The sequence below is a fragment of the Salinilacustrithrix flava genome (assembly GCF_041228405.1).
Lineage (GTDB): Bacteria > Actinomycetota > Acidimicrobiia > Acidimicrobiales > Salinilacustritrichaceae > Salinilacustrithrix > Salinilacustrithrix flava.
In genome coordinates, this window is record NZ_CP133888.1 from 1,858,025 (window position 1) to 1,878,505 (window position 20,481).

General features: G+C 73.5%; 16 protein-coding genes and 1 pseudogene. 13 read left to right on the plus strand and 4 right to left on the minus strand.

Annotated features, from left to right (window positions below; all coding sequences use genetic code 11):
* The first annotated feature begins 16 nt into the window (after window positions 1-16).
* The 3 genes from RGQ06_RS09350 to RGQ06_RS09360 all read left to right on the plus strand — a co-directional run bounded on the left by RGQ06_RS09350 (window position 17) and on the right by RGQ06_RS09360 (window position 3,911).
* On the plus strand, window positions 17-1,156 hold the full coding sequence (locus RGQ06_RS09350) for a GuaB3 family IMP dehydrogenase-related protein (RefSeq protein ID WP_432426838.1): 1,140 nt from the start codon (window positions 17-19) through the stop codon (window positions 1,154-1,156).
* Window positions 1,153-2,727 carry a glutamine-hydrolyzing GMP synthase gene (gene guaA, locus RGQ06_RS09355; protein WP_432426837.1) on the plus strand — a complete coding sequence of 525 codons (1,575 nt, stop codon included), beginning with the start codon at window positions 1,153-1,155 and terminating at the stop codon, window positions 2,725-2,727. The genes RGQ06_RS09350 and guaA overlap by 4 nt, the downstream gene beginning before the upstream one ends.
* Before the next feature lie 134 nt (window positions 2,728-2,861).
* Window positions 2,862-3,911 carry an LPXTG cell wall anchor domain-containing protein gene (locus RGQ06_RS09360; RefSeq protein ID WP_432426836.1) on the plus strand — a complete coding sequence of 350 codons (1,050 nt, stop codon included), beginning with the start codon at window positions 2,862-2,864 and terminating at the stop codon, window positions 3,909-3,911.
* A gap of 65 nt (window positions 3,912-3,976) precedes the next feature.
* Here RGQ06_RS09360 and RGQ06_RS09365 read toward each other — a convergent pair whose 3' ends face one another.
* Window positions 3,977-4,579, minus strand: coding sequence for a TetR/AcrR family transcriptional regulator (locus RGQ06_RS09365; RefSeq protein ID WP_432426835.1), 603 nt, complete (start codon window positions 4,577-4,579; stop codon window positions 3,977-3,979).
* A 104-nt stretch (window positions 4,580-4,683) separates the two neighbouring features.
* On the opposite strand from RGQ06_RS09365, the gene RGQ06_RS09370 reads away from it, so the two are divergent.
* The 7 genes and pseudogenes from RGQ06_RS09370 to RGQ06_RS09400 all read left to right on the plus strand — a co-directional run bounded on the left by RGQ06_RS09370 (window position 4,684) and on the right by RGQ06_RS09400 (window position 12,621).
* Window positions 4,684-6,945 (plus strand): arylsulfatase, encoded by a 2,262-nt coding sequence (locus RGQ06_RS09370; RefSeq protein ID WP_432426834.1) that lies wholly within the window; start codon window positions 4,684-4,686, stop codon window positions 6,943-6,945.
* Between the two features lie 26 nt (window positions 6,946-6,971).
* On the plus strand, window positions 6,972-7,883 hold the full coding sequence (locus tag RGQ06_RS09375) for a haloalkane dehalogenase (RefSeq protein WP_432426833.1): 912 nt from the start codon (window positions 6,972-6,974) through the stop codon (window positions 7,881-7,883).
* Complete coding sequence (locus tag RGQ06_RS09380; protein ID WP_432426832.1) at window positions 7,880-8,764, plus strand: SCO6745 family protein; 885 nt, start codon at window positions 7,880-7,882, stop codon at window positions 8,762-8,764. Before RGQ06_RS09375 ends, RGQ06_RS09380 begins: the two co-directional genes overlap by 4 nt.
* On the plus strand, window positions 8,761-9,216 hold the full coding sequence (locus RGQ06_RS09385; protein ID WP_432426831.1) for an SRPBCC family protein: 456 nt from the start codon (window positions 8,761-8,763) through the stop codon (window positions 9,214-9,216). Before RGQ06_RS09380 ends, RGQ06_RS09385 begins: the two co-directional genes overlap by 4 nt.
* Window positions 9,209-11,038: pseudogene (locus RGQ06_RS09390) on the plus strand (sulfatase-like hydrolase/transferase); the annotation flags it as partial. The gene RGQ06_RS09385 and the pseudogene RGQ06_RS09390, both read left to right, overlap by 8 nt.
* Before the next feature lie 159 nt (window positions 11,039-11,197).
* Entirely contained in the window at window positions 11,198-11,797 is a 600-nt protein-coding gene (locus tag RGQ06_RS09395; protein WP_432430720.1) for a DJ-1/PfpI family protein, read from the plus strand.
* The gene (locus RGQ06_RS09400) at window positions 11,794-12,621 is read left to right on the plus strand and encodes a hypothetical protein (RefSeq protein WP_432426830.1); all 828 of its coding nucleotides are present in this window, start codon (window positions 11,794-11,796) and stop codon (window positions 12,619-12,621) included. Before RGQ06_RS09395 ends, RGQ06_RS09400 begins: the two co-directional genes overlap by 4 nt.
* Before the next feature lie 70 nt (window positions 12,622-12,691).
* Here the strand turns inward: RGQ06_RS09400 and RGQ06_RS09405 are convergent, their stop codons facing one another.
* Entirely contained in the window at window positions 12,692-12,940 is a 249-nt protein-coding gene (locus RGQ06_RS09405) for a hypothetical protein (RefSeq protein ID WP_432426829.1), read from the minus strand.
* A 155-nt stretch (window positions 12,941-13,095) separates the two neighbouring features.
* Window positions 13,096-13,977 (minus strand): hypothetical protein, encoded by an 882-nt coding sequence (locus tag RGQ06_RS09410; protein WP_432426828.1) that lies wholly within the window; start codon window positions 13,975-13,977, stop codon window positions 13,096-13,098.
* A 78-nt stretch (window positions 13,978-14,055) separates the two neighbouring features.
* Between RGQ06_RS09410 and pcrA the strand changes: the two genes are divergently transcribed.
* The 3 genes from pcrA to RGQ06_RS09425 all read left to right on the plus strand — a co-directional run bounded on the left by pcrA (window position 14,056) and on the right by RGQ06_RS09425 (window position 19,051).
* Window positions 14,056-16,425, plus strand: a complete 2,370-nt coding sequence (pcrA, locus tag RGQ06_RS09415) for a DNA helicase PcrA (RefSeq protein ID WP_432426827.1) — start codon at window positions 14,056-14,058, stop codon at window positions 16,423-16,425.
* 62 nt (window positions 16,426-16,487) lie between these two features.
* Window positions 16,488-17,522 (plus strand): adenylate/guanylate cyclase domain-containing protein, encoded by a 1,035-nt coding sequence (locus RGQ06_RS09420; RefSeq protein WP_432426826.1) that lies wholly within the window; start codon window positions 16,488-16,490, stop codon window positions 17,520-17,522.
* A 29-nt stretch (window positions 17,523-17,551) separates the two neighbouring features.
* Window positions 17,552-19,051, plus strand: a complete 1,500-nt coding sequence (locus RGQ06_RS09425; protein ID WP_432426825.1) for a class I adenylate-forming enzyme family protein — start codon at window positions 17,552-17,554, stop codon at window positions 19,049-19,051.
* Here RGQ06_RS09425 and RGQ06_RS09430 read toward each other — a convergent pair.
* The gene (locus tag RGQ06_RS09430; RefSeq protein ID WP_432426824.1) at window positions 19,048-20,481 is read right to left on the minus strand and encodes a sigma 54 modulation/S30EA ribosomal C-terminal domain-containing protein; all 1,434 of its coding nucleotides are present in this window, start codon (window positions 20,479-20,481) and stop codon (window positions 19,048-19,050) included. The genes RGQ06_RS09425 and RGQ06_RS09430 overlap by 4 nt on opposite strands.

Genomic DNA, 20,481 nt, shown 5'->3' on the forward strand with positions numbered 1-20,481 from the left:
ACAAGGGGCGCACCACGTGGGTGAGATCGAGATCGGGCTCGGCAAGGCCGGCCGTCGTGGGTACGGGCTCGACGAGCTGACCATCGTGCCGAGCCGCCGGACGCGCGACGCCGAGCTGGTCGACCTGTCCTGGGAGCTGCAGGGGTACCGCTTCGAGCTGCCCGTGCTGGCCGCCCCGTGCGACTCCGTCGTCAGCCCGACCAACGCCGCCAGCTTCGACGAGCTGGGCGGCCTCGCCGTCTTGGACCTCGAGGGCCTGTGGAGCCGCTACGCCGATCCGGCCGCGGCCTTCGACGAGATCGCCGACCTCCCCGACGAGACCGCCTCGGCGCGGCTCCGCGAGCTGTACCAGCAGCCGGTGGACCACGACCTCGTCGTCGAGCGCATCCGCGCCGTGCGGGCGTCGGGCGCGGTGGCCGCCGGCTCGGTCACCCCGCAGCGCATCGAGGCCCTGCTGCCCCGCCTGGTCGAGGCCGAGCTCGACATGCTCGTCATCCGCTCCACCGTGCTCTCCGCCGAGCACGTCACGAAGACCTCCGCCGACGGCGGTGAGCCGCTCAACCTCAAGACCTTCATCCGCCAGCTCGACGTGCCGGTGCTGGTCGGCTCCTGCACCAGCTACCAGGCCGCCCTGCACCTGATGCGCACCGGGGCCGCCGCGGTCCTGGTCGGTGTCGGCACCGCGGTCGACGCCACCACGGCCGACACCTTCGGGGTCGGCGTCCCCCTGGCGACGGCCATCGCAGACGCGCGCGCCGCCCGGATGCGCCACCTCGACGAGACGGGCGTCTACGTGCACCTCATCGCCGACGGTGGCATGCACACCGGCGGCGACGTCGCCCGGGCCATCGCCTGCGGCGCAGACGCCGTCATGCTCGGCGCACCGTTGGCCGCCGCGTCCGACGCGCCGGGCCGCGGCCGCCACTGGGCGCCGGTCGCGGCGCGAGCCGAGGTCCCGCACTCCACTTGCGTGCGCGTCGAGCAGCACGGCACCCAGCGCGAGGTGCTGGTCGGCCCGTCGGACTCGAGCGACGGCCGGCTGGACCTGATGGGATCGCTGCGCTCGGCCATGGCGCTGTCGGGCTACGAGAGCCTGAAGGAGTTCCAGAAGGCCGAGCTCATCGTGTCGCCGGGCGACCGTCGGGGTCAGTCGTGACCACCCCTTCGATCGGCACCGAGTTCGACACCGTCCTCGTCGTCGACTTCGGCGCCCAGTACGCCCAGCTCATCGCCCGGCGCGTGCGCGAGGCGCACGTGCACTCCGAGATCGTCCCGCACGACATCACGGCTGCCGAGATCCGCGAGCGTGCGCCGCAGGGGATCATCTTCTCCGGTGGCCCCGCCTCCGTCCACGCCGACGGCGCCCCGACGATCGACCAGGAGATCTACGACACCGGCGTGCCGATCCTGGGCATCTGCTACGGCGGCCAGCTGGTGGCCCGCGACCTCGGCGGCGAGGTGGCCAAGACCGGTCGCGGCGAGTACGGCCGGGCCGACCTCGAGCGCGCCGACCTCGGCACCGACGGCCGGTCGCTGCTCTTCGGCGACGACGCCCCCGACAGCCAGGTCGTGTGGATGAGCCACTTCGACACCATCACCCGGGCCCCCGAGGGCTTCCAGGTCGTCGCGTCCACGCCGGACACCCCGGCGGCCGCCTTCGAGTCCCCCGAGCGGGGGCTCTACGGCGTCCAGTTCCACCCCGAGGTGGTCCACACCCAGATGGGCCAGGACCTGCTCAAGCACTTCCTCTACGACGCCTGTGGCTGCCGCCCCAGCTGGACGATGCTCTCGGTCATCGAGACCCAGGTCGAGGCGATCCGGGCCCAGGTCGGCGACGGCCGCGCCATCTGCGGTCTGTCCGGTGGCGTGGACTCCGCCGTGGCCGCCGCGCTCGTGCACAAGGCCATCGGCCACCAGCTCACGTGCGTCTTCGTCGACACCGGCCTCATGCGCAAGGACGAGGGCGACCAGGTGGTCGAGACGTTCAAGCGCAACTTCGGCATCGAGCTGATCCACGTCCGGGCCGCCGACCGCTTCTTCGACAAGCTCGCCGGCGTCACCGACCCCGAGGACAAGCGCAAGGCCATCGGCGAGCTGTTCATCCGCATCTTCGAGGACGCCAAGGGCGGGATCACCGACGCCGACTTCCTCGTCCAGGGCACGCTCTACCCCGACGTCATCGAGTCCGGCGGCGGCGCCAAGGCCGCCACCATCAAGAGCCACCACAACGTCGGTGGCCTGCCCGAGGACATGGACTTCGACCTGGTCGAGCCGCTGCGGGACCTGTTCAAGGACGAGGTCCGTCGGGTGGGCGAGGAGCTCGGCCTGCCCGAGGAGATCGTCTGGCGCCAGCCGTTCCCCGGGCCGGGCCTGGGCGTGCGCATCATCGGCGAGGTCACGCCGGACAAGGTCGCGCTGCTGCAGGAGGCCGACGCCATCGTGCGGGTCGAGCTGCACAAGGCGGGGATGGACCGGGAGATCTGGCAGGCCTTCGCCGTGCTGCCCGACATCAAGGCGGTCGGCGTGATGGGCGACGAGCGCACCTACGGGTACCCCTGCATCATCCGCGCCGTCACCTCCGACGACGCGATGACCGCCGATTGGGCCCGCCTGCCCTACGACCTGCTCGAGAAGATGTCGAGCCGGATCATCAACGAGGTGCCCGGCATCAACCGGGTCGCCTACGACATCACCTCGAAGCCGCCCGGCACCATCGAGTGGGAGTAGCGGCGCACTTCGTCCCAATTGGGTGTTGGTGCGCAGAAGGTGGAGATCGTAGGGTGTCGACCGTCCAGGCAGGTTGACAGCGCGAGCGCGGCGAAGTGTCCCTCGCACGGCGGACCCCTTCTCCGGAGGAACACATGACCCACACATCTCCCGAACAACGGCGCACCGCGGTCGTCGCCACGCTGCTCGGTGCCCTCGCACTGGTCGTCGCGACCGCCACGCCGGCGGCTGCGGACACCATCGGCGCCGGTGAGGCATCCGCCTTCGGCGGCACCATCAGCGCCGGCGGCCAGGAGGTGGCCCCTCCCACGCCGACCGCCAGCGCCACGCTGCCCGGCGACGCGTCGGACACCACCGTCGACATCCCGGCCGAGCCCGTTGCCGTGTCCGGCACCCTGAACGCCGACGCGGCCGTGCACGCCGCCTCCGACCTCGACTCGGCCCTCGACGTGGCCACCCAGGAGGTCGCCGGCCCGTACAACGCGGTGGCCACCGGCTCCATCGAGGAGGCCGACGTGCTCATCGACGCCGTCGGCGAGGGCGTGTCGCTGTTGAGCGCGGATGCCATCCGCGCCGAGGCCGTGGGCGTCTGCGTCGGTGGCGAGGTGCAGTACAGCGCCACCTCCGAGATCATCAACCTGGACGTCGGCGGCGAGGACATCCCGCTCAACGCGCCGCTCGAGCAGATCCTCGACGCCGTGGGCGACCTGCTCGAGCAGACCACCCTCGAGCAGGTGGTGGACATCGAGCGCAACGTGGTCACCGAGCTCGAGGACGGCATCGCCGTCGACGCCCTGGTCGTGACCGTGCTCGCCGTGGCCGGTGACCCCGTGGCCGAGGTGCGCCTGGGCCACGCCGAGGTCAGCGGCCTCGCCTGCGGCGCCGCCCCCCAGTGCTCCGACGGCGTCGACAACGACGACCCCGAGGACGAGCTGGCCGACGCCGACGACCCCGGCTGCCACACCGACGGTGACGCCGGCAACCCCGACAGCTACGACCCCACGAGCGACAGCGAGCTGGACGGGCCGACCACCGACGACGACGGCGCGACGCCGACCACCACGCCCGCGGTCCAGGCCCAGCTGCCCTCCACCGGTGGGGACGCGGCCAGCACGGCCGGCCTCGCCGGCGCCATGGCCGCCGCCGCCCTCGGCGTCGTGGCCCTGCGCCGTCGCCTGGGCTGACACCTCCGACGACGCAAGCACGGGCGGTCCCTCCAGCGGAGGGGCCGCCCGAGCCGCGTCCGGCCTCAGGTGGGGGCGAGCAGGGCCCGCACGCCCGAGGTCCACGCCCGGTCGACGAGCTGGCGGCTCCGCCCGTGGGTGCCGGTGAGCAGGTCCCAGGACTCGAAGGCGGAGAGGCAGTCGATCAGGGCCACCCGGTCGTCGACGTCGGCGCGGGCGAGGCCGTCGAGGTCGGGGGCGAAGTGGGTCCGGACCTGGGCTGCGAGGTCCCGCCGGGTCTCGGCCAGCACGGCGGCGAGCTTGGGCTGGTCCGCAGCCCGGATGCGCGCCATCCGGGCGATCGGCCCGATCGCCTCCCAGAGGTCCAGCCGGGCGGCGACGAGCGCGGCGATGCGGTCGTCGACGTCGCCATCGGGCACGGCCGGCACCTCGAAGAGGGGGGCGAAGCGCTCGAAGTAGCGGGCCACGGTCTGCTGGAGCAGGTCGTCGAGGTTGTCGAAGTACCGGAAGACCGAGGACACCGAGACCTGGGCGCGGGACGCGACCTCGTCCACCGACGGCGGCAGGTGGCCGTCGCCCATGAGCTCGAACATCGCATCGATGACGGCGGCGCGGTTGCGCTCCCGTCGAGCGCGGCGCCCGTCGGCAACGACGGTCTGGTCGGTCACGTCCTGCACGGTAGCCCCGGCCCGGATCCTGGGAGGACGACTCGCAGAATGTATTGACAGTCCGACTCTCAGGTGTTTCGATGGTCGGGAAGGGGAGGTCGGACGTGCGCGCAGACGAGTTCCGGGGCCGCATCGGCGCCACGGTGGCGGAATCAGAGCCGTGGTTCGACGAACCGCCGCACCCGGGGGAGGGCGCGCCGAACGTCGTCGTGGTCCTCCTCGACGACACCGGATTCGCCCAGCTCGGGTGCTTCGGCTCCGAGATCGACACCCCGAACATCGACGCCCTCGCCGCCGACGGTCTCCAGTTCACGAACTTCCACGTCACCCCGCTGTGCTCGCCGACCCGGGCATCGCTGCTGACCGGCCGGGCGCCGCACGCCGTCGGGATGCGCGCCGTGTCCAACTTCCGCACCGGCTTCCCCAACCAGCTGGGCCACATCTCCAACCACGCCAGCACCGTCGCCGAGGTGCTCCACGACCAGGGCTACGCGACCTTCTGCGTCGGCAAGTGGCACCTCGCGCCGATGGAGCAGTGCTCGGCCGCAGGGCCCTTCGACCAGTGGCCCCTGGCCCGGGGCTTCGACCGCTTCTACGGCTTCCTCGAGGGTGAGACCGACCAGTTCCACCCCGAGCTGGTCTCGGACAACCACCCGGTCGATCCGCCCGGCCGCCCCGAGGACGGCTACCACCTGTCCGAGGACCTGGTCGACCAGGCGCTGCGGATGATCGCCGACTCCACGGGCGTGCGTCCGGACCGGCCGTTCTTCACCTACCTCGCCTTCGGTGCCACGCACGCGCCGCACCAGGCGCCGCCGGCCTACCTGGACAAGTACCGGGGTCGCTTCGACGAGGGCTGGGACGTGGTCCGTGAGCGATGGTTCCGACGCCAGCTGGAGCTCGGGGTGATCCCGCCCGACACCCGCCTGGCCCCGCGCAACCCCGGCGTCGAGCCGTGGGAGGAGCTGCCCGACGACCAGCGCCGCCTGGCCGCCCGGCTGCAGGAGGCCTTCGCCGCGTTCCTCGACCACACCGACGTCCAGATCGGCCGGCTCGTCGACGGCCTGCGACGGCTCGGCCAGCTGGAGGACACGATCCTCGTCGTGCTGGCCGACAACGGCGCGTCGCAGGAGGGCGGGCCCTACGGCGTGCTCCACGAGATGAAGTTCTTCAACGGCATCCTCGAGACGCCGGCCGAGGCGGTCGCTCGCATCGACGACATCGGCGGGCCCCGCAGCCACACCAACTACCCGTGGGGCTGGGCTCAGTGCGGCAACACCCCGTTCCGCTGGTACAAGCAGAACACCCACGAGGGCGGCGTCCACGTCCCGATGGTCGTGCACTGGCCCGGCGGCATCGACGCCGCCCAGCGGGGCACGAAGCGGGACCAGTTCGCCTTCGTGGCCGACATCGTCCCCACGCTCTACGACCTGCTGGACATCGAGCCGCCAGCGGTGCGCAACGGGCTCGAGCAGCTCCCGGTGACCGGGTCCTCCTTCGCCGCAGCGCTCCACGACCCGGCCGCCCCGACGACGAACCCGGTGCAGTACTTCGAGAACGCCGGCAGCCGGGCGATCATCGCCGACGGCTGGAAGGCGGTCACCAAGCACGCGGCCGGCGCCGACTACGACACCGAGCCCTGGGAGCTGCACCACCTGGCCGCGGATCCCTCCGAGACCGAGGACCTCGCCGAGCGCGAACCGGAGCGTCTGCAGGAGCTGATCCAGCTGTGGTGGGCCGAGGCCGAGCGCCACGGCGTCCTGCCCCTCGATGACCGCACCATCGAGCTGTTCGGCGCCCGCTTCCGGCCCCGCTCGCCGCACCCGCCGGACCGCCGCTACGTGTACCGGCCGCCGATGTCGCCCCTGCCGGGCCAGGCCGGTGCCGCCATCGGTGGCCGCAGCTTCGACCTGACGGCCGCGGTCACCCACGACCCGGACGCCGAGGGCGTGCTGTTCGCCACCGGGACCGAGAACGCCGGGCTGTCCCTCTTCGTGCAGGCCGGCCGTCTGGTCCTCGACTACAACGCGTTCGGTGACCGCACGATCGTCGAGTCCGACGCGGAGATCCCGGTGGGCGACGTCCACGTCGGGATCCGGCTCCGCCGCCTCGACGGCTTCGCGGGCACGGCGACGCTGACGGTCGCCGGTCGGGACGCCGGCCACGCGGACCTCTCGCTGTTCATGCGCATGATGTCCTCCATCGGGCCCAGCATCGGTGCGGACCACGGCTCCGCCGTGTCGGACCGCTACGTCGCGCCGTTCCCCTACGGCGGCACGCTCCACGAGATCGTCATCCAGGCCAGCCCCGACCGGTACGGCGACACGGCCGCCACCACCGCACGCGCTGAGATGTCCCGCCAGTAGCCGCAGACCCCCGAAGAAGGAACACCATGCAGACCCTCCGCACCCCCGACGACGCCTTCGCCGACCTGCCCGACTTCCCGTTCGAGCCCCACTACGTGGAGGTCGACGACGGCGAGGGCGGCACCCTCCGGATCCACCACCTGGACGAGGGGCCCGCCGACGCCGCGCCGGTGCTGCTCATGCACGGTGAGCCGACCTGGAGCTACCTCTACCGCCACGTCATCCCCGGCCTGGTCGACGCCGGCCACCGGGTGATCGCCCCGGACCTCGTCGGCATGGGCCGTAGCGACAAGCCGACCGAGCAGTCCGACCACACCTACGCCCGCCACGTCGAGTGGATGCGCCAGGCGCTGTTCGACCGCCTCGACCTGCGCGACATCACGTTCTTCGGGCAGGACTGGGGCTCGCTCGTGGGGCTGCGCCTCGTCGCGCTCGACCCCGATCGCTACGCCCGGGTCGCCATCGGCAACGGCGGCCTGCCCACCGGCCACGGCCCGGCCAGCGACGCGTTCCTCGCCTGGCAGAAGTTCTCCCAGGAGACCGAGCACTTCCCCGTCGGCGGGATCATCAACGGCGGCTGCACGTCCGACCTCGCTCCCGAGGTCATCGCCGCCTACGACGCCCCCTACCCCGACGACTCCTACAAGGCCGCGGTGCGGGTGTTCCCGAGCCTGGTTCCCACGAGCTCCGACGATCCGGCCACGCCGGACCAGGAGGCGGCCTGGCGGGTGCTCGAGCAGTTCGAGCGGCCCTTCCTGCTGTGCTTCAGCGACTCCGACCCGATCACCAAGGGCGGCGACGCACCGTTCCGGGCCAAGGTCCCCGGCGCCCAGGGCCAGGCCCACACGACGATCGAGGGTGGCGGGCACTTCCTGCAGGAGGATCGCGGACCCGAGCTCGCTCGCGTCCTCGCCGAGTTCATCCAGACCACGTCGTGACCGCGGACGGCACCGACTGGCGGGCGCTCACCGCGGACGTCGCGCTTGCGTCGCACCGCCTCGTCGGCTGGATCTACTGGGACCCCACCGCGGTGGCGAACTACGCCGCACTCGGCGTCCCCGACGGCGCCGGCTACTACATCGCGACCCGCGCCGCGTCGATCGCCGCCGCAGGCGACCACGTGGTGACGGCGGTGTTCGGGTCGATCCACCCGGACTTCGTCTCCGTCTGCCTGGACCTGTGCCGCCGGCACACGACCTTCGAGGCCGCCGCCGAGGCGCGGGACGCCGCCGTCGAGCCCGGCCTGCGAGCGATCGCCCCCGACCTCTGCGACGGCCTGACCGAGCTGGGGCCGGACCTGTGGGCCGCCGCCGACGAGCTCGTGCTCACCGCTCGCCCGCTCTGCGCGTCGCTGCTGGACCGACGCCGGGAGGAGCAGCCGCTGCTGTCGGCCTGGCTCGCCGTGAACTGCATCCGCGAGTGGCGGGGCGACACCCACTGGGCGATCCACGCCGCCGAGGGCATCGACGGCACCATGGCCGGGCTCCTCGACGGCGCCTGGCGCGGCCACGACGACGACTGGCTGCCTCGCTCCCGGGGTGCCGATGACGGCGCGCTCGCCGCCGCCCTGGCCCGGCTCGAGGCCCGGGGGCTCGCCAGCGACGGCCGGGTGGACGAGGCCGGCATCGCCTACCGCCAGCAGCTCGAGGACCGCCTCGACGACCTCTGCGCGCCGAGCTGGCAGACCCTCGGCGAGGCGCGCACCCGCCGGCTCGTCCAGCTGGTCGAGCCTCACGGAACGGCCTTCGTCGAGCACATCGACCGGACCGCCGGCCCCCGGTGGATGCCGGCGGCGCGCGATCGGACCTCGCGGCCGTGAGCGCAGAGGTGTCGCGCACCGCCGTCGTGGCCGCGCCGGCCGAGGATGTGTGGTCGGTCCTGGCTGACTTCGGCGACCTGGCCCGCTGGGTGCCCGAGGTCGACCACTCCTGCCTGCTCCGTGCCGGGTCCCCGGGGATCGGCACGACCCGGCGGGTGCAGGTCGGGCGCACGACCCTGCTGGAGGCGGTCCGCGCCTGGTCGCCGCCGGCGCACCTCGGCTACGACATCACCGGCCTGCCGCCGGCGCTGCGGGTGGTGCACAACGACTGGCACCTCCGCCCCGTGGAGGCGGGCACGGAGGTCACGATCACCACCACCGTCGACGCCGGCCCGCGACCGCCCCAGCAGCTCGTCGCCCGCCTCGTCGCCCGCCGCATGGCCACCACCTCGGAGAAGATGCTCGCCGGCCTCGCTGCCGCCCTCACCACCGGAGACCGCACCCGTGCCTGACACCCGTCCTGACATCGTCGTCCTGCTGACCGACGAGGAGCGCGCCGCGCCCCCGTACGAGACCGACGCGGTCCAGGCGTGGCGGCAGCGCGCCCTGCCCGGCTGGCGGTGGTTCGACGAGCACGGGGTCCGGTTCACCCGCCACCACACCGGTTCGCTCGCCTGCGTGCCGAGCCGCCCGACGCTGCTCACCGGCCAGTACCCCGACCTGCACGGGGTCACCCAGACCGACGGCCTCGGCAAGATGGCCGACGACTCCCGCATGCGGTGGCTGCCGCCGGACGAGGTGCCCACGCTCGGCAGCTGGTTCCGCGCCGCCGGCTACGACACGCACTACGACGGCAAGTGGCACGTGTCCCACGCCGACATGGTCGACCCGGACAGCGGCGAACCGCTCGCCACCAACGACGCCCACGGCAACGTCGACGCCGAGGCGGTGCAGGCGTACCTGGACGCCGACCCCCTCGGCCCATACGGCTTCTCCGGCTGGGTCGGCCCGGAACCCCACGGCGCGCCGATGGCCAACAGCGGCCTGGTGCGCGACCCGCTCATCGCCGACCGGGTGGTCGCCTGGCTGGAGGACCGCTACGCCCGGCGGCGGGCCGGCGACGCCGACGCCCTGCGGCCGTTCCTGCTCGTCGCCAGCTTCGTGAACCCGCACGACATCGTGCTGTTCCCGGCGTGGGTGCGGGGCCGCTGGCCGCTCGAGCCGTCGCCGCTCGACCCCCCGCCGGTGCCGCCCTCGCCGACCGACGACGAGGACCTGCGGGACAAGCCCGCCGCGCAGGTCGCCTACCGCGCCGCCTACCCCTCCGGGTACGGGCCGGCCCCGGCCGTCGCCCGCATCTACCGGCGCGGCGCCCAGCGCTACCGGGACCTGTACCACCGGTTGCACGTGGAGGTCGACGGCCCGCTCGACCGCGTGCGCCGGACCGTCACCGACGGAGGCTCCGAGCAGGCGGTCCTGGTGCGGACCAGCGACCACGGCGAGCTCCTCGGCGCCCACGGTGGCCTGCACCAGAAGTGGTTCAACCTCTACGACGAGGCCACCCGCGTCCCCTTCACCGTCGCCCGGGTCGGCGACCGAGCCACGGCGGCGCGCACCGTCGACGCCCCGACCTCCCACGTCGACCTGGTGCCGACGCTGCTGGCCGCAGCCGGGGTCGACGTCGAGGCCACCGCCCGCACGCTCGCCGCCACCTTCTCCGAGGTCCACCCGCTGCCCGGTCGCGACCTGCTCCCGGTGGTCGACGGCGCCGAGCCCGACCCGGACCGGGTCGTGTACCTGCAGACCAGGGACAACATGCTCGAGGGTGACTCGGGCGCATCCGGCGTCGCCCGCCGGCTGGGCCGCACCGTCCGCCCGCCGGCGCCGCTGCGCATCCGCGTGCCCGCCCACGTCGCGTCCAGCTTCGAAGGGGTCGTCGCCCGGGTCCCGGAGGAGGCGGCCGCCGGCGGTTCCGGCCACCGGTGGAAGCTGGTCCGCACCTTCGACGACCCGAGCACCTGGACCGAACCCGGCATCCGGCACCTGGCCGACACCGGGCCGGGCGGGCCCACCCACCGGACCGAGCCGCTCGATGACCAGTGGGAGCTCTACGACCTCGACGCCGACCCGATCGAGGTCCGCAACCGCTGGCACGACCCGGAGGCCGCCGCCGTCCTCGCCCACCTGCGCGACGTGCTGAAGGCCGAGGCGGCGCGCTGCATCCCGGAGCGCAACCAGCCGCTGGTCACCGCCCGTCGCCACCCCAGCGACCGCCCGGCCAAGACCCCACCACGGCCTGCGCTCGCGCTGCGTCGCCTCGTCCAGCGCCTCGGCATGCACCCGGACGACCCCGCCGCCGACCCGTCCGTCGACCGGTCCGGCCGCCGGGCCCTGGTCGTGTGCACGAACCACGGCGTGCTCGACGTCGGCAAGCCCACCGGCGTGTTCGCCAGCGAGATGACCGTGCCCTACTACGCCTTCCGGGACGCGGGCATGGCGGTCGACGTCGCCAGCCCCGCCGGTGGGACGGTGCCGATCGATCCGCAGTCCCTCAAGCCGGTGCTGCGCTGCGCGGCCGACGACCGCTTCCTGGCCGACCCGGAGCTGCGGGAGAAGGTCACCGACTCGCTCGCCATCGCCGACGTGCAGATCGGCGACTACGACCTCGTGTACCTCGCCGGGGGCTGGGGCGCAGCCTTCGACTTCGGCACGTCCGAGGCGCTCGGCGCCCAGCTCAGCCGGGCCGACGAGCTCGGGTTGCCGATCGGCGGGGTCTGCCACGGACCGCTCGCGCTGCGGCTCGCCACCACCTCCGACGGCCGTCCGCTCGTCGAGGGGCGCCACGTCAGCTGCGTCACGGACAAGCAGGTGCACGAGCTCGGCATCGCCTCGACGCCGATGCACCCCGAGACCGAGCTGCGGGCCCTCGGCGCCCGGTTCGAGGCCCGGCACCGCTTCCGCGACCCGTTCGCCAACCACTGGGTCGTCGACGGGAACCTCGTCACCGGGCAGAACCAGAACGCAGGACCGATGGTCGCCCGCGAGCTGCTGGCGCTCGTGCCGCCGGCGGAGTCGGGCAGGAGCGCGACGTGAGCGACACCCGGAGCCCCGGCTACGGCCAGGTCGACCGCGAGTACGGCATCCGCCTGGCCACCACCGCGCCCGACGAGGACGGCCCGATCTGGATGGTCAACCTCATGTCCTACCGGGACCAGGCGGTGTACGACGGGGCCGAGTCGGCGGTGAGCGGTCGCGAGGCCGACGACCGATACGCCCCGGTCGACGTGCTCGCCGACATCGGTGCCGAGGTCGCGTTCGTGGCCGACGTGGAGGACCAGCTGCTCGGCGACTCGCCCCGGTGGGACCGCATCGGGGTCGTGCGCTACCCGACCCGGCGCTCGTTCATCGAGATGCAGTCCCGTCCGGACTTCAGGGCCAAGCACGTGCACAAGGAGGCGGGGATGGCCGAGACCATCGTCGTCGGCGGCACGCCCATCCCCTCGCCCCAGGACCGGCCCGACGCCCCCGCACCGGTTGACTGGTCGTCGGTGCCCCACCCCCCGAGCGATGACGACGGGCCGGTGGTGGTGCTGCACCTCATCCGCTTCCACCCGGGCAAGGCCGACACCGACATGGAGCGGTACCAGGACGACGCCGCCCTCGTCGCGGTGCCCCACGGCGTGCGCATCGCCGGCTGGTTCGCCATCGAGGGCACGATCGTCGGCGACGGGCGGCGGTGGGACCAGGTCCGGTTCAACCAGTTCCCGTCGAAGGCGGCCTTCCTCGCCGTGGCCACGGACCCCCGGCGCCTCGAGTCGCAGGCCACCCACCGCGAGGCGGCGATCGCCGACACCTACGCGCTGATCCTGCGCCCCACCATCGACCGGCTGGCCGAGTCGGTGGCCGGGTCCTCCTAGGCCAGCGGACGGCCGGAGCGCGCCGGTTCGAGGTCGAGGCCCCGGTAGCGGCTGCGGATGCCCCGGTCCTTCATGCGATCGGCATGCCCCCGACGACCACGGCCAGGGACACCGGGGCCCACACGGCGAGCGCGGCGGGGAGGCGCCGCCCGGCGGGGGCACTGAGCGCCACGGCGCCGCAGGCCACGGGCAGCACCGCCACGTAGAGCGTGGGCACCACGACGGCCGCGAGGGCGGCGACCGCGGTCACGGTGAGGGCGAACAGCTCGCGGCGCCGGGACAGGGCGGGTCCGGTGATGGCCAGCACATCGGAGCCCATGCCCGCCCATCGGGCCGGCAGACGCCGGAACGGGCGGTTTCGGGCTGATCCGACGACAGGTCGGTCCGATCCGAGGCTGAGGGCGCCCGCGTCCGGACGGATCGTGTCGCTGCCACCCCGATCCGCACGGCTCGGATGCCGGCGGCGATCCAGGTCTAGGCCAGGGGGCGTCCGAAGGGGAGCTCGTCGCGCCAGGTGCGCAGGAACGCCTCGGCCTCCTCGACGGCGGCCAGCCACAGTCCGGTGCCGTGGGAGGCGAGGCCGGCGACCTTGTCGGCGACGGCGGTCACCGGGTCGGCGACGTCGTCGCCGTGGGCATGCAGCAGGGGAGCGGCGGTGGAGAGGAAGTCGGGCACGTGCACCTTGCCGGCCTTGGTCAGCTCGGCGTGGGCCCGGGCGGTGACCGGCACGGGGGTGAGCGGCACGACGACGCCGGCCGCGATGTCGGGGACGACCTCGTGGTCGAGCACCCCGGACTTGCCGGCGACGAAGAGGACGTCGGCCTCGGTCGCTGGGGAGTCGCCGTCGGCCACGGTGCCGCCGGCGGCCTCGACCGCGGCGCGCGCGGCCTCCACGACCGGGCCCTTGCCCACGAAGGCGCACGTGGCGCCGGTCAGGCCGCCCTCTCGGACGGCGCCGGCGGCCGCCACCGCGCCCTGGGCGGTGAGGGTGTCGGCGAGGCCGTCGGTCCACAGCTCGGACGGGCGGCGGTCGTCGATGCGCAGCGGGGCGAGGTCGGCCTCGGAGAGGCCGAGGGCAGGATCGGTGACCCAGCGGCCCTCGGCGACCGCTGACCGCATCTCCTCCACGAACGCGGCGACCGCCGGGTCGCGGTCGTCGCCCTCGGCGTTGATGCCGGCGGAGCCGCCGCCCATCTGGATGCCGAAGCTGGCGAAGGCGTAGGTGGTGGAGCGGGCCAGGAGCTCGGCCCCGTCGGTGAGGACCTTGCGGGCCAGCCGGGTGACGCCGACGGACGGGGCGTCGTCGAGGTCGAAGGCGACGAAGGCATCGGTGGACGACAGCTTGTGGATGCGCACGGCGGCGATTCTGGCACGGGGCTGCCGCCGGGCTCGCGGGCGGCGGGGCTGTCAGGGGTGGCCGGTAGGGTCGCCACGGTGCCTGCGTCGACCGAGGAACCCCTGCCGAGCGAGCCGACGGACGAGCTGTTCCCCGAGCCGACCGACCGCATCGGCCCCGGCTCCGGCCCGTTCGGCGCGCCCCTGCTCGATGGCCTGAACCCGGCCCAGGAGGAGGCGGTCACCCACCTCGGCGGGCCGCTGCTCGTGCTCGCCGGCGCCGGCTCGGGCAAGACGAGGGTCCTCACCCGGCGCATCGCCTGGCTCATCCAGGAGCAGGGCGTCAGCCCGTTCGAGATCCTGGCGATCACCTTCACGAACAAGGCCGCCGACGAGATGAAGGCACGCGTCGGCACCCTCGTCGGCTCGGTGGCCCAGAAGATGTGGGTGTCCACGTTCCACTCGGCCTGCGTGCGCATCCTGCGCCGCGACGCCGACGCCATCGGCTTCCCGTCCTCGTTCACGATCTACGACCAGGCCGACGCCGTCCGCCTCACCGGCTACGTCCTGCGGGACCTGAACCTGGACACCAAGAAGCTGCCGCCCCGCTCGGTGCACGCCCAGATCAGCGCGGCGAAGAACGACTACGTGCTCGTCGACGAGTACGCCGACCGGGCCGGCTCCTTCACCGAGCGCAAGCTCGCCGACGTCTACCGCGAGTACCAGGCCCGCCTCCTCCGGGCCGGCGCCATGGACTTCGACGACATCCTCCTCAACGCCGTCGAGCTGTTCCGCCGCCACCCCGACGTGCTCGCCCACTACCGCCAGCGATTCACCCACGTCCTCGTCGACGAGTACCAGGACACCAACAAGGTCCAGAACAGCCTCGTCGTCCAGCTCGCCAAGGAGCACCGCAACGTCACGGTCGTGGGCGACTCGGACCAGTCGATTTACCGCTTCCGAGGCGCCGACATCGCCAACATCCTCCAGTTCGAGGAGGCGTTCCCCGACGTCACCACGATCCCGCTGGTGCAGAACTACCGGTCCACCCAGACGGTGCTCGATGCCGCCAACGCGGTGATCGCCAACAACATGGGTCGCAAGCCCAAGGACCTGTGGACCGAGGCCGGGCCGGGCGACAAGATCCTGCGCTACCACGCCGAGGACGAGCACGACGAGGCCCAGTGGGTCACCCAGCGCATCTCGGCCTTCCACGAGGCCGGCGACGTCCGCTGGGGCGACATCGCGGTCTTCTACCGGACCAACGCGCAGTCCCGGGTCATCGAGGAGTACCTGGCCCGGGGCGGCATCCCGTACCGGGTCATCGGAGGCACCCGGTTCTACGACCGGCGCGAGATCAAGGACGCCCTCGCCTACCTGAAGGCGGTGGTCAACCCCACCGACGAGGTCAGCGTGAAGCGGGTGCTCAACGTCCCCAAGCGCGGGGTGGGGGACACCTCGGTCGGGCGCATCGACGCCTGGATCCAGGGCCGGGGCATGTCGTTCCTCGACGGGTTGCGCCGGGCCGACGAGGCCGGCGTGTCCGGGCGGGCGCTCAACGGCATCGCCCGGTTCACCGAGCTGCTCGACGGGGCCGTCGACCGCATCGAGGACGGGCCCGGGCCGCTGCTCGAGCACCTGCTCGAGGGCAGCGGCTACCTCGACGAGCTCCGCAACGAGCGCACGATCGAGTCCGAGGGGCGCCTCGAGAACCTGGCCGAGCTGCTCGGCACCGCATCGGAGACCGAGGACGTGGCCGAGTTCCTCGAGGCGGTCAGCCTCGTCGCCGACACCGACCAGCTCGATCCCGACCAGTCCGAGGTCACCCTGATGACCCTGCACTCGGCCAAGGGCCTCGAGTACCCCATCGTCTTCCTCGTGGGCCTGGAGGACGGCATCTTCCCCCACCTGCGCACCCTCACCGAGCCCGACCAGCTCGAGGAGGAGCGTCGCCTCGCCTACGTGGGCATCACGCGGGCCATGCACCACCTGCACATCACCCACGCCTGGAGCCGCACCCTGTTCGGCGGCACGCAGTACAACCCGCCCAGCCGCTTCCTGGACGAGATCCCACCCGAGCTGGTGGAGGAGATCGGCGGTCGCCAGCGGGCGAGCCGGGGCGGGCGCACCTACTCCGGCGGCGGCTCCGAGCGGGCCGGGCGCCGCGCCGGCGGCTGGACCGAACCCGAGGGGCGCACCTTCGGGCGCGGCGACCGCAAGGAGCGCATGGACGCGGGCCGGGATCGCATCGTCGAGAACGCCCTGGCGGCCCGGGACGCGCCCGCACCGAGCAGCGGCGCCGAAGCCCTCGGGCTCAAGGTCGGCGACGACGTGCACCACGCCACGTTCGGCGACGGTGTGATCATCGACATCGAGGGCGCGGGCGACAAGGCCGAGGCCACCATCCGCTTCGTCGACGTCGGCGAGAAGCGCCTGCTGCTGTCATGGTCCCCGCTCGAGAAGCGCTGACGGAGCCACACGTCACGGCGCCGCGGGCAGGAGAAGTCCGGCGACTGCCAGAACCTTCGAGGGTGAGCGAACGAGGGGGCGAACCGATGGTGCCGGCGCGGCAGCCGGCGCCGCGCCCCTCCGACGACGACCGGGCCCGGGTCGTCGACCGACTCCGCGACGCAGCGGGTGATGGCCTGATCACGCTCGAGGACCTGGAGGACCGTCTGGCAGCCGCCTACGCCGCCGACACGCTCCCTGCGCTGGTCCCCCTCACCGCCGACCTACCCGACGTCGAGCCGGTCCCGATCGATGCGCCCGTCGTACCGGACGATGTGGCGTTCCGGATGCACCTGACCATCTACAGCCTCGTGATCGGCATGCTCGTCGTGATCTGGGCCGCGTCCGGCGGCGGGCTTCCGTTCTGGCCGCTGTTCCCCGCGGCCGGATGGGGCGTCGGTCTGGGCGCCCACTGGCAGGTGGCCCGCCTCTCGGCGCAGCGACGCAACCGCCGCCGCTCGCCGCGGGCGCAGCGCGACGCCGAGCACCACGTGCTGGGGGCGTCGGCACCGGGCATCCCGGCGATCGCAGCCGGTGCTCCAGCGAGCGAGGTTCCCGGACCACGCTTCGTGGTCGCCATGTTCGTCGACGTGGTCGGCTCCACGAGCCTGAACGAGGCCCTGGGCGACGAGCGGTGGGTGGCGGTCCGCCGAGCCCTGCGGGACCAGGTGACCGCGTGCGCCGAGGCCCACGGCGGCTGGGAGGTCAGCACCGCCGGCGACGGCGTGCTGCTGCGCTTCCCCGATCCCGCGTCCGCCGCCGCGGCCGCGACCGAGCTGCTGCGCCGGCTCGAGCGCCAGCGCACCGGGACCGGCTTCGCTCCCTCCGTGCGCGTCGGCATCCACAGCGGCGACGCGGTGGAGGACGGCGACGACATCATCGGCAACGTCGTGAACCTCGCCGCCCGGGTCACCGATGCCGCCGATCCAGACGAGATCGTGGTCACCGAGCACGTCGCCGATCACCTCGACGGCCGCCACACGACCACCGGCCGAGGCCTGCACACCCTCAAGGGCATCAGCCGCCCCCGGCACCTGCTCGCGCTCGTCTGGCGCTGAGGCCGCCCACGGGGGTACACCGGTGCTCCATGCGTCGGATGCTCGGGCGGGCCTCCTTCCTCGTCCGCAAGGACCTCAACCTCGGCAACGTGCTCGAGCGCCTCGCCGCGGTCCACGGCGATCGGCGCCTCGTGACCGAGGCGCGGGGCGGCCTGGCCCTCACCCACCGCCAGGCCGCCAAGCGGGTCGCCCGCTGGGCCGGCGGCATCGCCGCCCGCACCGAGCCCGGCGACGTCGTCGTGGTCGCCACCCCGAACGGCTACCACCAGCTGCTGCTGTGCCTCGCCGTCGCCCGCGCCGGGTGCATCCCGGCCCCGGTGAACGATGCCATGCGCCCCGACGAGGTCCGCCACGTCATGGAGGACTCCGGCGCCGCCTTCGCCCTGCGCTCGGCCCACGAGGTCGACGGCCACGAGCCGGTGCGCCAGGCCGTCGCGGCCAGCGGCTCCGACGTCGCCGCGCTCTTCTACACCTCGGGCACCACCGGCAAGCCCAAGGGCGCCGCCCTCACCCACGATGCGCTGCTGGGCTCGCTGCGGGCCGGCGCGCTGGTACCGGCGGGCCTGCGCGGGGACGAGGCCGTGGTCAGCCTCCCCGTCGCCCACATCATGGGCTTCGTCACGCTGCTCGGCCTCGCCGCCACGGGGACCGCGACGTGGTTCTCGCCGCGCTTCCGCGCCGAGGAGATCCTCGACGCCATCGAGTCGCGGCGGCCCTCGGTGTTCATCGGCGTGCCCGCCATGTACCGCCTCCTCCTCGAAGCCGGCGCCGAGGAGCGAGACCTGGGCAGCATCCGCGTGTGGGGCTCGGGGGCCGACGTGATGCCGGCCGAGCTGGCCCAGCGGTTCAAGAAGATGGGGGGCACGGTCCGCCTGCCCGGCGTCGGCGACATCGGCGAGGCCGCGTTCGCCGAGGGCTACGGCCTGGTGGAGACCGGCGGCGGCGTCGCCGCCAAGATCAGCCCGCCCTTCATGCGGCTCGGCACCGGCGACGCCATGGGGTTCCCCGTGCCCGGCTACCGGCTCCGGGTCGTGGGCGACGACGGCGAGACCGTCGCCACCGGCGCCACGGGTGAGCTCCTCGTCAAGGGGCCGGGCGTGCTGCGCGGCTACTGGCACGACGAGGCCGCCACCGCCGCCGTGCTGGACGACGAGGGGTGGCTGCACACCGGGGACCTGGCCCGGCGCGGCCCGCTCGGCTCCATCGTCTTCGCCGGTCGCAAGAAGGACGTGATCATGCGGGGCGGCTTCTCCGTCTACGCGGTCGAGGTCGAAGCGGTGCTCGAGGACCATCCCGACGTGCTCGAGGCCGCGGTCGTGCCGCTGCCCGACGACCGCCTCGGCGAGGTCCCCGCCGCCGCCGTCCGGTTGCGGGACGGGGTCGAGCTCGACGCGGCCGCGCTCGACGCCCACGCCCGCGAGCACCTGGCGCACTACAAGGTGCCGGCGCGCTACGTGGCGGTCGACGACCTGCCTCGCACCGGGACCAACAAGGTCCAGCGGCGCGAGGTCATCGCCCTGCTCGCCTAGCCAGCGGGTGCGATCAGGCCGTAGTGGCCGTCGTCGCGGCGGTAGAGGACCCGGCCCCGATCGTGGTCGGCGTCGACGAAGAACAGCCACGGAGCGCCGCTGAGGTCGAGGTGCTCCCGGGCCTGGTCCACGGTGAAGCGGGGCGCCGGGTCCGGCTGGACCTCGACCGCCGCTGCCGTCGGCTCCGTCGGGTCCTCGTCGACGCCGCGGGCGTACTGCAGGCCGTAGGTGCCGTCGTCGCGCGCGTGGACGACCGCGTCCTGCCCGCTGGCGAGGTCGGTGAACAGGAAGAAGTCGTGGTCGAGCGCTTCCATGTCGAAGATGGCCTCGTCGACGGTGGCCTCCGCCGTGGTGAAGCTCTTGCGGCGCACGATCTCGCGCTCCGCCGCGGGGCGGGGCAGGTGGGGAGGCCGCTCCGTGGGGGCGTCGCCGCGGCGCCACTGCCCCTCGGGGCTGGATGGCCCTCGGCGCCGCAGGGTCTGGCGGTGCTCGGCCAGCTGGGTCAGGCGCCGACGGGCCCGGGCGTCCAGCAGGTCGATCGCCTCGGTCATCTCCGCCGCCCGCACCTGGGCGCGGACCGGTTCGCCGTCGACCAGCACGATGAGACGGGCCATCGCCGGGCGCTCGAGCGACGTGTCCGCCGACCGCTCCAGCCGGATGTCGGTGTGGAGCACCGGCCGGCCGACGTCGGCCAGCACCTTGGCGACCTTGTCCTCGGCGTAGGCGAGCTCGGACGACGTGACGGACCCGGCGGAGGAGATCTCGACCGTCCCGACGACGCTGCGCCCCTCGTCGTCCACGTCCTCGCCCGTCGCGACGGCCGCGGCCTCGTCCCACTGCTCCGAGATCAAGCCGTGCGCCACCCGGACGTGGATCCGGTTCGGCGACGGGTCGTCCCAGGCCAGCTCGAAGGTGTCCGGCCCCACGCCGGTGACCGTCGGGATGGCACCCGCGCCCAGCTGGGGGCTGGCGTCCCACCAGCGGCGGAGGGCCTCGACACCGGCCAGATCGTCGCCGCCCTCGTGGAGGACGACGTCGGGCGCGCACTGCAGGATGGCGTCGTCGAGCCGCCCGTCGGCGAGCAGGCGTGCCCAGTCCTCGACGGCCCGCGCCGGGTGGTGGTCGTAGGCCACCACGGGTGCGGGGTTGCCCCGGGACGAGGCCGCCCCACCGGTCGCTGCGGGCTGTCGAGCACCGCTCAGGTCCCCGAAGCGGCTCTGGCGTGGGGACGTTCGTGTCCCGCGGCGGAGCACGACGTTCTCGGCGCGCAGGACGCCGTCGTCGCGCTGCACGTCGAAGTGCACCCGGGCCCCTCCGACCCGAGACGCGGGATCCATCGCGCTGGCGCGGACGGCGTACCGCCGGCCGCCGCGCCGGATGACCCCCTCGCCGGTCGAGGGGTCGAACCACTGCACCACGCCATCAGGCAT